Source organism: Microbacterium sp. K2, assembly GCF_051365005.1.
In the GTDB taxonomy this organism is placed as follows: domain Bacteria; phylum Actinomycetota; class Actinomycetes; order Actinomycetales; family Microbacteriaceae; genus Microbacterium; species Microbacterium foliorum_B.
Map to the genome: position 1 here is coordinate 165,921 of NZ_JBLWII010000006.1, position 13,238 is coordinate 179,158.

General features: G+C 67.9%; 13 protein-coding genes and 1 tRNA gene. 11 read left to right on the forward strand and 3 right to left on the reverse strand.

Annotation, left to right across the window (positions count from 1 at the left end):
- Positions 1-26: 26 nt before the first annotated feature.
- The gene (locus ACLKOY_RS15855; RefSeq protein WP_436454496.1) at positions 27-2,825 is read right to left on the reverse strand and encodes a tetratricopeptide repeat protein; all 2,799 of its coding nucleotides are present in this window, start codon (positions 2,823-2,825) and stop codon (positions 27-29) included.
- A gap of 38 nt (positions 2,826-2,863) precedes the next feature.
- A complete protein-coding gene (locus ACLKOY_RS15860) occupies positions 2,864-4,687 on the reverse strand; it encodes an HSP90 family protein (protein WP_436454497.1) in 1,824 nt (607 codons plus the stop codon).
- A 192-nt stretch (positions 4,688-4,879) separates the two neighbouring features.
- Here ACLKOY_RS15860 and ACLKOY_RS15865 point away from each other — a divergent pair.
- From ACLKOY_RS15865 to ACLKOY_RS15900, 8 genes are all read left to right on the forward strand, one after another.
- Positions 4,880-4,952: transfer RNA gene (locus tag ACLKOY_RS15865), tRNA-Trp, on the forward strand.
- Between the two features lie 39 nt (positions 4,953-4,991).
- The gene (gene secE / locus ACLKOY_RS15870; RefSeq protein WP_042539545.1) at positions 4,992-5,264 is read left to right on the forward strand and encodes a preprotein translocase subunit SecE; all 273 of its coding nucleotides are present in this window, start codon (positions 4,992-4,994) and stop codon (positions 5,262-5,264) included.
- 41 nt (positions 5,265-5,305) lie between these two features.
- The gene (gene nusG, locus ACLKOY_RS15875; protein WP_436454498.1) at positions 5,306-6,346 is read left to right on the forward strand and encodes a transcription termination/antitermination protein NusG; all 1,041 of its coding nucleotides are present in this window, start codon (positions 5,306-5,308) and stop codon (positions 6,344-6,346) included.
- 193 nt (positions 6,347-6,539) lie between these two features.
- Entirely contained in the window at positions 6,540-6,971 is a 432-nt protein-coding gene (gene rplK / locus ACLKOY_RS15880) for a 50S ribosomal protein L11 (protein ID WP_053097443.1), read from the forward strand.
- Between the two features lie 11 nt (positions 6,972-6,982).
- On the forward strand, positions 6,983-7,672 hold the full coding sequence (rplA, locus tag ACLKOY_RS15885; protein WP_436454499.1) for a 50S ribosomal protein L1: 690 nt from the start codon (positions 6,983-6,985) through the stop codon (positions 7,670-7,672).
- Positions 7,673-7,830: 158 nt separating this feature from the next.
- Entirely contained in the window at positions 7,831-8,643 is an 813-nt protein-coding gene (locus ACLKOY_RS15890; RefSeq protein ID WP_363574816.1) for a transporter substrate-binding domain-containing protein, read from the forward strand.
- Between the two features lie 3 nt (positions 8,644-8,646).
- Positions 8,647-9,312: an amino acid ABC transporter permease gene (locus ACLKOY_RS15895; RefSeq protein WP_363574818.1), complete on the forward strand. Its 666-nt coding sequence runs from the start codon at positions 8,647-8,649 to the stop codon at positions 9,310-9,312.
- Entirely contained in the window at positions 9,299-10,120 is an 822-nt protein-coding gene (locus tag ACLKOY_RS15900; RefSeq protein ID WP_436454500.1) for an amino acid ABC transporter ATP-binding protein, read from the forward strand. Before ACLKOY_RS15895 ends, ACLKOY_RS15900 begins: the two co-directional genes overlap by 14 nt.
- Before the next feature lie 51 nt (positions 10,121-10,171).
- Here the strand turns inward: ACLKOY_RS15900 and lysE are convergent, their stop codons facing one another.
- Entirely contained in the window at positions 10,172-10,828 is a 657-nt protein-coding gene (gene lysE, locus ACLKOY_RS15905; protein ID WP_436454501.1) for an L-lysine exporter, read from the reverse strand.
- 70 nt (positions 10,829-10,898) lie between these two features.
- Here lysE and ACLKOY_RS15910 point away from each other — a divergent pair, with 70 nt between their 5' ends.
- The 3 genes from ACLKOY_RS15910 to ACLKOY_RS15920 all read left to right on the forward strand — a co-directional run bounded on the left by ACLKOY_RS15910 (position 10,899) and on the right by ACLKOY_RS15920 (position 13,226).
- Complete coding sequence (locus ACLKOY_RS15910; protein WP_436454502.1) at positions 10,899-11,774, forward strand: LysR family transcriptional regulator ArgP; 876 nt, start codon at positions 10,899-10,901, stop codon at positions 11,772-11,774.
- 208 nt (positions 11,775-11,982) lie between these two features.
- On the forward strand, positions 11,983-12,606 hold the full coding sequence (locus ACLKOY_RS15915; protein WP_436454503.1) for a SipW-dependent-type signal peptide-containing protein: 624 nt from the start codon (positions 11,983-11,985) through the stop codon (positions 12,604-12,606).
- 2 nt (positions 12,607-12,608) lie between these two features.
- Positions 12,609-13,226 (forward strand): SipW-dependent-type signal peptide-containing protein, encoded by a 618-nt coding sequence (locus tag ACLKOY_RS15920; protein WP_436454504.1) that lies wholly within the window; start codon positions 12,609-12,611, stop codon positions 13,224-13,226.
- Positions 13,227-13,238: the final 12 nt, after the last annotated feature.

The window sequence follows — 13,238 nt, forward strand, 5'->3', positions numbered from 1 at the left end:
TCCGACCGTCGCGTGCGGCGCAGAGCCTAGCTCTCGATGAGCGCGCGCACCTCGGCCGCCTCGACCTGGCGACCGAGCGCCTCGAGCACGTTGCCGAGCTCGAGTGCCGACACCTGCCGGAGCGGCGGGTGGTCCACCGCGTGCTCGAGAGCGCTGCGGTAGATCGGCACGGCGTCAGCCGCGCGGTCGTCGCCGGCGAGCAGGCGGGCGGCGAACAGCTCTGAACCTCCGGCCGAACCTGCATCCCCGATCCCGGCGAATCCGTCGGCTGCCGTCAGTGCCGCGGCCACGGCCTCATCGATGCGGCCGAACTGAGCGAGCGCCCGACCTCGCGAGTCGGTCACGTCGGCCAGCAGCCACCCCGCCTCGTGCTCCTGCGCGAGCGCTGCGACCTCGTCGAACAGCGCGAAGGCGCGGTCGTCCTGCTTCGCGCTGTAGGCCTGGCCGAGGTTGTGCAGCACGTCGGCGAGGGCGCCGATCGCCTCGGGGGCCTTCCGCACGATCTCGGATGCGGTTTCGAGCGACTCGATCGCCTCGTCGTGCTCGTCGAATCGGGCGAGGATCTTCGCGCGCTCGGTCAGCGTCATGGCCTGGTCGGCGTGCTCTTCCGCTTCGCCGAAGAGGTCGGCCGCATAGCCGAACGCGCCGACCGCCTGACCGAACTCGCCGGCCGAGCCGAGGGCGCGAGCGAGCAGCGATGCCGTCATCGCGCGAGAGGCGGCAGGCACCTCGGCCTTCTCCTCGCGCTCGAGGACCTGACCGAAGAGTTCGGCGGCCACCTCGGCATCACCCGCGGCGAGCATCGCCCGGGCGAGGCGGAAGTCAGCCCCGGCCTGATCGCCACCCTCCTGGGCGACGAGACGCGAGGTGACGCGGTAGCGGGCGACGGCCTTCTCAGGGTCGCCGGCGTCTTCCCAGAGAGCCCCGGCGAGCAGGTGCGCTGTGGCCAGAGCCGTCGAGGCACCGAGCCCGGCCAGGAGACGCGACGCCTCATCGGCATCCGCCGCGCCCTCCGCGTAGTCCTCGCTGCCGCCGCGCACCCTGGCACGCGTCTGCAGCGCCTGTGCGCGGTGGCCGACGCTGAGATCGTCCTGGGCAAGGAAGCGATCGAGCAGAGCGGATGCCGCCTCGATGTCGCCCTTCTGCAGCACCGCCGCGATGGCGACGAGCGTCGTCGTGTTCGAGAGGCGCACATCGTCGGCGTCGGCGAACGCTCGGGCAGCGATCTCGGCCATGTCGAGTGCCGCATCCGCTTCGTCGGCCTGCATGTGCAGGGACGCCCGGCTGATCGCCACATCTCCGCGGGACCACGCCGGGAGGGACTCCGCATTCGCGAGCTCGTCCTCGAGTGCCGCCGCGGCATCGGCGGTGTTCAGCCCGAAGGTCGCGAGCCCGAGGCGCTGCTCGAGGTCGGCCTGGGCGTCGAGGCCGGCGGCGCGCAGGGCATCGATCCGTGCGGGCAGCAGGTCGGCGGCCTCGTCGGCGCGGTCGAGGGCGATGAGGATGCCGAGGCGCATCGACATGAGCTGAGCGAGCTTCGAGGGATCCTCGACTCCGAGAGCGTGCGGCAGAGCCTGCAGCGTCTCGTGCTCCGCTCCGAACTGGGCGAGATCCATGACACGGTCGAACCACGCGTCCGGGTCGCCGGGGGTGGTCGCGTCCGGGGCGGCGGCGAACGCATCCGACCTGATCGGCACGTCGTAGTGCTCGTCCGCGAGAGCGCGCATGCGGGCGAGGCTGCGCGCGTGGCCCTCGGTGCCGTCGCGGCGATCGAACTCAGAGCCGATCCGCTCGGCAGCTGCCCATGCGGCGGCGGCGAGCTCGGCTGCGCCCCACGTTCCGTCGTGCTCGCCGAAGAACGCGGTGAGTGCGGGAGAGTCGGCGCCGCGCACCGGGGCGTCGCCGTGGCCTGCCGCGGTGACGCGGTCGAGCGCGAACGCGAATGCGGCCAGCGCGGCGAAGTGCGCGTCGACGTTGAGCCCGTCGTGTGCGAGCCAGGCGATGTGCCGCTCGACCTGCGCGAGCGCCCTCGCCTCATTGCCCGTGAGGGCGGCGAACACGATGTTGTTGGCCACGATCCGCAGGTTGTCGGGGTTGTCCTTGGCGAGACGGTAGCTGCGCAGATGCGCGCTCTTCGCCTCGTCGAGGCGCCCGGCGCGCAGGTAGGGCACGAGCACGCGCGACAGGGCGTGCTCCGGCTCCTCGCCGCACGAGAATCCGCCCTCGAGCATCTCCTCGACGAGGCGAATGGCCTCGGCGTCTCGATCGGTCTCCGCGAAGAACCCGGCGAACTGGCTGCGCCCGCACGCGTCGCAGTGGCTGTGGTCGTCGCGGGGCGTGGCCTCCAGCTGCACACGCAGCGCCTCGGCGTCGTCGATGCGCCCGGCATCCCACGCGTCCTCGAATCGTGCCGTGAGCACTCCGCTCATGCCGAGCCCGGCAGCGCGGTAGTGCGTCTCCATGTCATCGAGCACCGCCGCGATCTGCTCGACCGAGAAGGCAGGAGACGAACGCAGAGAGGACGCCATCCACTTGAACTGCCACATCAGATCGGCGCCGCCGTACTCGAGGTCGGCGGGGAACCGCTGCGGGTCGGCGTCGTGCCGGGCGAGGCACCACGCGAAGGAGTTGAGCATGACGTCGGTCGCGCCGTTCATGTTCGCGGACGCGGTCTGCCGCATCCGCGCCTCGTACTCGAGCCGCTCGTCGCCGAGCTCGACGGCGAGTGCGACGGCATCCGCCACCAGCGCCTGCTCCGCCGGACCCCACGGGGTGCGATCGATCTCCTCGATGAGCTGCGTGAAGCGCTTCTGTGGACGTGTCATGGGGATCCTTCGAACGGAGCGAGTGTCGGAGCGCGGGGTCAGACGGCATCGTCGAAGGGGATCGAGTCCTCTTCGATGCCGGCTGAGAGCGAGACGAGATCCGAGAGCGCGGTGGTCATGAGCGCACGATCGGAGTCGGAGAGCGGGTGGTGGCCCGCCAGCAGGGCCTGGATGTAGAGCAGTTGCACGGTGCGTGCGAACACCGCGTCGTCCTGCACGCGCACCAGCGCCCGCACGACGCGATTCGACCAGTTCAGGCACAGGCGAGCGCTCAGATCGTCGTCGCGGCGGGCCGAGACGGTCGAGTCGATGCGGTCGAGCACGCCGCCCCACAGCGATCCGGTGATGCCCTTCGTGCGACCGCGGTCGATCCGGCGCAGCACCTCGGGGTCGGCGACGTAGAGCGCTGCGAGCTCCGGCTGGTCGATCGATCGCACCGTGACGGAGCATCCGGATGCCGTCAGCACGCCGCCCGCTCTCTCCTCCAGCGCCATCGCGGCATCCCGGTCGTCGAGGGGCGGCGGATCGAGACGGTCGAGTTCACCGGCGACGTCGACGAGCTCGATCGTGACGTGCGGGTAGAGCCCTGGCAGCAGGCGTACGAGCTCCGCGTCGTACAGGTACCCGCCGTTGACCAGCACCTCGGATCCGGGGGAGATGCCGGCGACCTGGCGGAACTCGTCGACCGACTGCGCGAAGCGCACGTGCGGATACCGCTCGACGAGATCGCCGATGCGCATCGTGCCGTGGGTCGTCTCGAGGGTCAGCCACCGCGTGATGAACTGTGCGAGCTCGTCGTCGTGGCGTACGAGCGACTTCAGGCCGACCTCGTGGACAGCCACGAACTGGGCCAGCCTGTGCGGCTCACGCAGCCCCAGCTCGAGCACCCAGCGACGGATGCCGGCGCCCAGCTGCTCGCGCACGCGCTCGAGCGCCGCGTCGTCGACGAGCGACTCGCGACTCGCCGTCGGGGCGAGTCCGGTCGAATCGACGACCGCCCGCACGAAGAACGCCCATTCGGGCAGCACGTCGTCGACCCGCTCGCCCAGAAGCATCCTGCCGAGGTACATGCGGGTGGCCTGACGAGCGCCAGGTGGGGGAGCGTAGGGGAGCACGTAGGCCAGCCCTCGGGTGCCCGTGGCGGGTTCATGGAGCTCGATCGCGTCGAGCGGTGTGGCACCGAGCAGGTCGCGTCCGTACTGCACAGCGCCGTCGATGTCGTCGACGGCGTCGAGGAAGGGTGCGCGCCTCGTGATGTCGATGTCGCCGCTCGCGGACTCGAGCGTCACCCGCACGGGCAGGAACTCGGCGAAGGTGGCGGCCAGCTCGCGCACGGCTGCAGGGCGCAGCAGCTCGTCGGCGTCGAATCGGGGCTTCAGGTGCACGCTCGTGCCGATGGGCAGGTCGTCGTCGATCTCGACGACGCGGAAGGTGCCGTCGGCACTGCCCGTCCACTCGACGGCCGAACCGCCCCGTGCGCTGCGCGAGCGGATCACGATCGAATCGGCGACCATGAAGCAGCTGAGCAGGCCGATGCCGAACTGACCCAGGTAGTCGCTGCGAGGAAGATCGAAGATGTCGCGCTTCGAGCTGCGTCCGACCGTGGCGAGCAGATCGCCCACCTCGGCGGCGTTCAGACCCACCCCGTCGTCGCGCAGCACGAACTCGCCGGAGGCGTCCGTCAGCGCGGTGATCCGGATGCTCCCACCCTCGCCGTCGACCTCGCGTCGTGCCGTGATGGCGTCGCGTGCGTTCTGCAGCAGCTCACGCAGATAGACGCGCGGACTCGAGTAGATGTGGCGGCTCAGGAGGTCGACGACACCGCGCAGGTCCACCTGGAACTGCTGCACGTCAGCGCTCACTGCGCCCCCTCCCGTTTCGTCCGCTCGCCGAGCCTAACAACAACGACGGGAGCGGGTCCGGTTCGGCAGCGACCGACGGATGCCGTATGCTTGTCCAGCAGTTGTTGTCTGCATTCTTTCGCCGTGCCCCGGTCCTTCCGGTCCGGTAGCGGTGGCAAGATGAAGATGACACCCCGAGACCTCCCGGTCTCTAGGGCGGTAGCTCAATTGGCAGAGCAGCGGTCTCCAAAACCGCAGGTTGCAGGTTCGATTCCTGTCCGCCCTGCGCGTCAGCACACGCTGACACACGAAAGGTACATTCAGGATGGATCAGGACGAACCGCGCGGCGAGGTCGTCGCGGCCGGCGCCACCCGCGAGAAGAAGCGCGGCATCGCGGGCTTCTTCGCAGGCATCGCCCTGTTCTTCCGTCAGGTCATCGCAGAGCTGCGCAAGGTCGTCACCCCGACCCGCAAAGAGCTGGTCAAGTTCACCGCAGTGGTGCTCGTCTTCGTTCTCATCGTCATGGGCATCGTCTACGGACTGGATACCCTGTTCGCCTGGGTGACGCACATCGTCTTCGGGGTTCCGGGCGCCTGACGCCCTCGCGGCCCTGGCCGCAGTGATTGGAAAGAAACAACGTGTCTGAACGATATTCCGACGACGCCGACTGGGCGACGGCTGCCGAGCAGTCCAGCGAAGAGGACGAGGCCCAGGAGGGCAACGTGCTCGCTGCGGAAGAGCAGTCGGTCACCTCGGCCGAACATGTCGCCCTCCACATCGAGGACGTCGACGGAGACGACGACGCCGATGCGCAGGACGACGACACCGACATCGACATCAACGACCCGGAGGCGGACGCGATCGTGAACGACGCTCTCAACCTGGACGAAGCGGCTGAGACTGAAGCTGCCGCTGAGGTCCTCAACGAATCCGTGGCGGAAGAGACCGCTGAGCTCGAAGCCGCTGAGGCCGACGAGGTCACCCCGTACGACGGACCCGACGTCAACGGCGATGAAGACGCCGACGACGAGTCGGACGATGACGAGGACGCCGAGGAAGACCCGTACGAGGCGTTCCGCATGGACCTTCGTATGCTTCCGGGCAAGTGGTACGTCATCCACTCGTACGCCGGGTTCGAGCGCAAGGTCAAGGCCAACATCGAGCAGCGCAAGTCGACGCTCGAGGTCGAGGACGAGATCTACCAGATCGAGGTCCCGATGGAAGACGTGGTCGAGATCAAGAACGGCCAGCGCAAGATGGTCACCCGCGTGCGCATCCCGGGCTACGTGCTCGTGCGCATGGAGCTCACGGAAGACACCTGGTCGGTCGTGCGCCACACTCCCGGGGTCACCGGCTTCGTGGGCAACGCCCACAACCCGACGCCGCTGCGCTTCGAAGAGGCCTTCAACATGCTGAAGTCGCTCGTCGAGGTCAAGGACGTCCCGACCGCCAAGAACATCGCGTCGAAGGGCGGCCTCGCCGTCGCTCGTCCGCTTCCCGCCGAGGTCGACTTCGAGGTCGGCGAGACCATCACGATCAAGGAGGGCTCGTTCGCGGGTCTTCCCGGTTCGATCAGCGAGATCAAGCCCGAGAGCGGCAAGCTCACGGTGCTCGTGTCGCTCTTCGAGCGCGAGACCCCGGTCGAGCTGTCGTTCGACCAGGTCACGAAGATGGTCTGACCCACACGCGTACATCGAGAACGGCCGTCCCTTTCGGGGCGGCCGTTCTCGCGTTCGTGGCACGTTCCCGGATCAGGTAGACTTGTATGGTTTGCGTGCCGCTTCGGCGTGCGCGCAGACGACCGCAGCCCGGAGATGCCGGGTTCGCGGGAGAGCGGATGCACCCGCATCCGTTCGATGAAAGGAAGAGGATATGGCACCGAAGAAGAAGGTGACCGGCCTGATCAAGCTTCAGATCAACGCCGGTGCAGCCAACCCGGCGCCGCCGATCGGCCCCGCGCTCGGTCAGCATGGCGTCAACATCATGGAGTTCTGCAAGGCGTACAACGCCGCGACCGAGTCGCAGCGCGGCAACGTCATCCCCGTCGAGATCACCGTCTACGAGGACCGCAGCTTCACGTTCATCCTGAAGACCCCGCCGGCCGCGGAGCTCATCAAGAAGGCTGCAGGCGTGCCCAAGGGCTCGTCGACGCCTCACACGGTCAAGGTCGCGAAGATCACCAAGGACCAGGTCCGTCAGATCGCCGAGACCAAGCAGGCCGACCTGAACGCGAACGACATCGAGGCTGCCTCGAAGATCATCGCCGGCACCGCCCGTTCCATGGGCATCACGGTCGAGGGCTGAGGAGAATAATCATGGCTACCAAGTCCAAGGCTTACAAGGCTGCCGCCGAGAAGATCGAGGCAGACCGTTTCTACACTCCCAGCGAGGCAGTCGCGCTCGCCAAGGAGACCGGCTCGACGAAGTTCGACTCGACCGTCGAGGTCGCGCTGAAGCTCGCGGTCGACCCCCGCAAGGCAGACCAGATGGTGCGCGGCACCGTCATCCTGCCCCACGGCACCGGTAAGACCGCCCGCGTCATCGTCTTCGCCACCGGCCCCGCGGCCGAGGCAGCGATCGCCGCAGGTGCAGATGAGGTCGGCGGCGCCGAGCTCATCGAGAAGGTCGCCGCAGGCTGGACCGCGTTCGACGCGGCCGTCTCGACCCCGGAGCTCATGGGCCAGGTCGGTCGTCTCGGAAAGGTCCTGGGTCCGCGTGGACTCATGCCGAACCCGAAGACCGGCACCGTGACCCCCAACACGGCCAAGGCCGTCGAGGAGATCAAGGGCGGAAAGATCGAGTTCCGCGTCGACAAGCACGCCAACGTGCACTTCGTCGTGGGCAAGTCGTCGTTCTCGGCTGACCAGCTCAACGAGAACATCGGCGCAGCGCTCGAGGAGATCGTCCGCCTCAAGCCGTCGAGCTCGAAGGGCCGTTACATCCAGAAGGGCGCCGTGTCGACCACGTTCGGCCCCGGCATCCCGCTGGACGTCAACGCCATCTGAGTGTGATTCCGGAAAGGCCCCCACATTCTGCGGGGGCCTTTCTGCATCCCGGAAGACATCGAGCGTCATCGGATGTTGGGATGCAGGTCGGATGCCGCGTACTGTGAATGAGTTCCGCGCCACAGCAATCGCGCCTCACCGCACCCCAGGAGGGTCACATGTCTCGTCGCCTCATCGCCGTCACCGCACTGGTCGTCGCCGCAGCAGCACTCACCGCCTGCAGCGGAAGCACGACCCCCGCTGAGAGCAGCTCGAGCGAGGGCGGCTCGGACTTCGGTCTCGTCAACGACGGCGTGCTCACGGTCGCCACTGAAGGGACCTACCGTCCGTTCAGCTTCCACGGCGACGGTGGCACGGGTGACCTCACCGGCTTCGACGTCGAGATCATCCAGGCTGTCGCCGACAAGCTCGACCTCGAGATCGAGTTCCAGGAGACTCAGTGGGACGCGATCTTCGCGGGCCTCGACGCCGGGCGCTTCGATCTCATCGCGAACCAGGTCAGCATCAACGAGGAGCGCCAGGAGAAGTACCTGTTCAGCACTCCGTACACCGTCTCTCCCGGTGTCATCGTGGTCGCCGAGGACGACGATTCGATCTCGTCGTTCGACGACCTCGAAGGCAAGACCACCGCGCAGTCCCTCACCAGCAACTGGTATGAGCTGGCCACTGAGTCCGGTGCCACGGTGGAGGGCGTCGAAGGCTGGGCGCAGGCCGTCGAGCTGCTGCGTCAGGGCCGTGTCGACGCGACCGTCAACGACAAGCTGACCTTCCTCGACTACGAGACCACCAACAGCCCGTCCGGTCTGAAGATCGCCGCCGAGACCGATGAGGCCGGCGAGCAGGCGTTCGTGTTCACCAAGGACAAGACCGACCTCGTCGAGGCGATCGACGGTGCGCTCGAAGAGCTGCGCGCAGACGGCACCCTGGCCGAGATCAGCGACAAGTACTTCGGCGAAGACGTGACGCAGTAGCCGATGGAGAATCCCTGGCAGCTGTTCTTCGATTCGCTCGGCCCCATCGCCCTCGCGGGAGTGACGGTCACGGTGCCGCTCGCACTGGTGTCGTTCGCCCTGGGGCTCGTGATCGCGATCGGCATCGCCCTGATGCGCATCTCGGTCAACCCGTTGCTGTCGGGGATCGCCAGGTTCTACATCTCGGTGATCCGAGGCACGCCGATGATCGTGCAGCTGTTCGTGATCTTCTACGGCCTCGGGTCGATCGGACTCAAGATCGATCCGTGGCCCAGTGCCATCATCGCGCTGTCGCTCAACGTCGGCGGCTACGGAGCAGAGGTCGTGCGCGCCGCCATCCTGTCGGTCCCCAAGGGGCAGTGGGAGGCGGCGTACACGGTCGGCATGAACCGCACGCGCACCCTGACCCGGGTCATCCTCCCGCAGGCGGCGCGCGTCTCGGTGCCGCCGCTGTCGAACACCTTCATCTCGCTCGTGAAGGACACCTCGCTCGCCTCGCTGATCCTCGTGACCGAGCTCTTCAAGGTCGCGCAGCAGATCGCCTCGGCGACCCTGGAGTTCATGGTGCTGTATCTCGCGGCCGCCCTGGTCTACTGGGTGCTGTGCCTCGTGCTGTCGTTCGGCCAGAGTGCACTCGAGAGGAGGCTCGATCGCAATGTCGCCCACTGACCCCGCGCACGCGCACACATCCACCGCTGACGCTCTTCTCACGGCACGCGGCCTGCACAAGCGCTTCGGCGACAACGAGGTGCTCCGGGGCATCGACCTCACGCTGCACCGCGGCGAGGTCGTCGTGCTGATCGGTCCGAGCGGGTCGGGCAAGACGACCGTTCTGCGGGCGCTCAACGGCCTCGAGACGCCGGATGCCGGCACGATCGTCGTCGCGGGCGGGCCCGACATCGACTTCGCTCCCGAGACGCCGCTCCCGAAGCGCACGCGCGCGCAGAAGCGACTCGCGCTGCGCGACCGCTCGGCGATGGTGTTCCAGCATCACAACCTCTTCCCGCATCTCTCGGTGCTCGAGAACGTCATCGAGGGTCCGTGGCGGGTGCAGGGCAGGCCGAAGGCCGAGGTGATCGCCGAAGCGCGGGTGCTCCTCGCCAGGGTCGGACTCGCCGACAAGGAGAACGCTCGTCCGCACGAGCTCTCCGGTGGGCAGCAGCAGCGGGTGGGCATCGTTCGCGCACTCGCGCTGCGCCCCGATCTCCTGCTGTTCGACGAGCCGACCAGCGCGCTCGACCCCGAACTCGTGGGGGAGGTGCTGCTGGTCATCAAAGAGCTCGCTGATGAGGGGTGGAGCATGGTGGTCGTGACGCACGAGTTGAGCTTCGCGCGCGAGGCGGCAGACCACGTGCTGTTCATGGATGCCGGCGTCGTCGTCGAAGAGGGGGCGCCCGCCGACATCTTCGGCGCTCCGCAGCACGAGCGCACGAAGAAGTTCCTCACCCGCATCCTGCGGCCTCTCGACGGCGACTGACCGCGGGGCATCTCGACGAGGTCGGGAGGGGTCCTTCGAGCCGCCTCAGGCTCAGAGCACCGGCAGCACCAGGCTGACGGCCAGCGTGATCATGACGACCGCGATGAGCGCGTCGAGGATGCGCCACGAGCGTTCGGTGCGCAGCCAGCGACCGAGGTAGCGGGCGCCGAACCCCAGCGCGGCGAACCACAGGATGCTGGCGGTGATCGCGCCGGCCGCGAACAGCCAGCGCTCGTCACCGTGGGTGGCCGCGATCGACCCGAGCATCAGCACGGTGTCGAGGTAGACATGGGGGTTCAACCAGGTCAGCGCGAGCGCCGTCGCGATCACCGGGGCGAGCGCCGTGCGAGTCGCCGTGGATGTGCCGCCCCTGATCGATCGCGCACTCGAGCTCTCGGCGTCGGCCGGGTCGACCCGCAGCTGCTCGCCACCCCGCCACGCACGGCGAGCCGCGAGGATCCCGTACGCCAGCAGGAACAGGGCACCAGCCCAGCGGGCGACGACGACGAGCCAGGGAGCCGCCGAGATGACGAATCCGAGTCCGGCGACGCCCGCAGCGATCAGCAGAGCGTCGGACACGGCGCAGATGATGACGACGGGCAGCACATGCTCCCTGCGGATGCCCTGGCGAAGGACGAAGACGTTCTGGGCGCCGATGGCGACGATCAGTGAGAGGCCGAGGCCGAGGCCGGAGAGCACGGGGAGCATGCTCCCAAACTAGGATCAGCCACCCATCAACACCAGTTCGGATTCCTTGCTGGCCATTAGCATCACTAATGTGAAGATCGATCCAGAACTCGCCGCCACCCTCGCCGCCGTCGCTGATGAAGGAACCTTCGACGCGGCATCCCGAGTGCTGGGGGTGACCCCCTCTGCAGTGAGCCAGCGATTGAAGAGCCTCGAGGAGCAGCTCGGACGCGTGCTCGTGGTGCGCACCAAGCCTGCGCGCCTCACGGAGGCCGGTGAGTCGGTCGTACGACTGGCGCGGCAGATCGCGTTGCTCGAGCACGACGCTCTCGCCGGGCTGGGTCTCGACGACGTGGACGCGCCGCGCACCCGCATCCCTCTCGCCGTCAACGCCGACTCGATGGCGACGTGGTTCCTCGGCCCGCTGGCGAGGCTCTCCGCAGCGCACGAGCTCGACTTCGACCTGCATCGGGACGACCAGAACTTCACGGCCCGTCTGCTCGAATCCGGCACGGTCATGGCTGCGGTCACCAGCGAGGCGGAGCCCGTGGCCGGATGCTCCGTCTCGCCGCTCGGCGTGCTGGAGTACCACGCGATGGCTGCTCCCGCGTTCGCCCGGCGTTGGTTCGGCGACGGTGTCACGGCCGAGACTCTCGCCGTCGCGCCGTTCGTGGACTTCGACCGTCGCGACACTCTTCAGCATGAGTGGCTGAGTGCCATGGGCGTCGCGCAGCAGGGGGTGCCCAGACACTACGTGCCGGCGTCGCATGACTACGCGCTCGCCGTCCGACTGGGGCTCGGTTGGGGAATGGTGCCGCTTCTGCAGAACGATCACGAGCTGGTGCCGCTCGGCGGACCGCCGTTGCGCGTCAGCCTCTACTGGCAGCAGTGGAATCTGCGGTCCGGAATGCTCGACACGATCGCCGCCGAAGTCGCGTCCGAAGCGCGGCGAGTCCTTTCTCGCTGAGCAGTCAGCCAGCCGATCGGTTGCGAGTCAAGGCAGACATTCTGTCGACATGAGTCACCAAAAACGGTCATCCGTGATGTCCTTGCCCTTGTAATCGAGGAGATCTTGGACAAAGCTGTCGGCAATGACAGGAACACTCGGATGCTGGCCGTCGTAGGGCGACCATCCCCAGGCATCCGCGGTTCGCGAATTCCGGAGGGGGAATGTCATGGCTGAGAAGAACACGCAACGCAAGGTTCTGGCAGTGCTGGCCGGTGGGCTGGTGCTCGGCGTCGGGATCGGGGTGACGCTCGCAGCCTGGAACGACTCGGAGTTCGCGACCGGCACCTTCACCGCAGGCTCGTTCAACCTGGAAGGCTCGACGACCAGCGCGACCGCCGGGTACGACGACCACAACGTCGATCTGGGTGACACCGCGGCGTCGCTCGTCTTCCAGTTGCCCGCGGTCGCGTCGTCGATGTCACCGGGCGATGTCGTCTATGCGCCGTTCTGGGTGCGCCTCGACAGCACGACCACCAACAGCGCCACGCTGCTGCCGTCCGGGATCACCGCGGGAACGGGGGGCAACGAGGCCAATCTCTCGTACACCGTGACCGCGATCGAGGCCGCCGACACCTGTGATGCGACGGCGACGGGAACAGTCCTGGCGACCGGCGCGACCCTGAGCGATCAGGCCGGAGCGACGTCGCTTCCGCTGGCCGAGGGCACTCCGGCCGGAACGGCGGGGGTGCCGCTGCAACTGTGCTTCGCGGTGACCGCGGGTACCGGTCTCACTCAGGGCGCCACCGCGACCGCGACCTGGGAGTTCACGGCCACCTCGACTGCGGACTGATCATGGCCGACACCCGCAGAGGCATGCGGGAGGGGAAGCGACTGCTCTCCCGTCGGATACGCGCCGTGCTCGCGGGCGGACTGGTGTTCGGCGTCGGCGCGACGATGACCCTCGCCGCCTGGAACGATTCCGAATACGGCAATGCGACCTTCACCGCCGGGAGGTTCGACATCGTGGGTGCGACCGACGGCGCCACGTTCTCGAGCCATCCCGTAGGCACTCCGGCCGCACTGTCCTTCAGCGCACCGTTCTCGGCGATGGCCCCCGGCAACACGACCTATGCGCTGTTCAGCGTCCGCACCGCGAATCCGTCGGTGGCGGGGACTCTGCAGCTCAGCGTGACCTCGACGGCGGGAACCGGACTCGGAACGTACCTGCGATACGGGGTGCGGGCGATCGCAGGCACGTCCTGCAACAGCACCACGTATGCGGCCGGCACCGCGGTCGTCCCCGACAACTCGTCGATGTCGGTCGGGGGCACCGGAACCCAGGCTGCAGCGGCGAACGGCGGAACGACCGTGAACTACTGCTTCGCCGTGACGTTGCCGGCGGCGACCGACAACGCCGCCCAGGGGCTGACGGCGATCCAGACATGGCAGGTCGCCGGAGTGTCGAGCTGATGCGCGCGCACC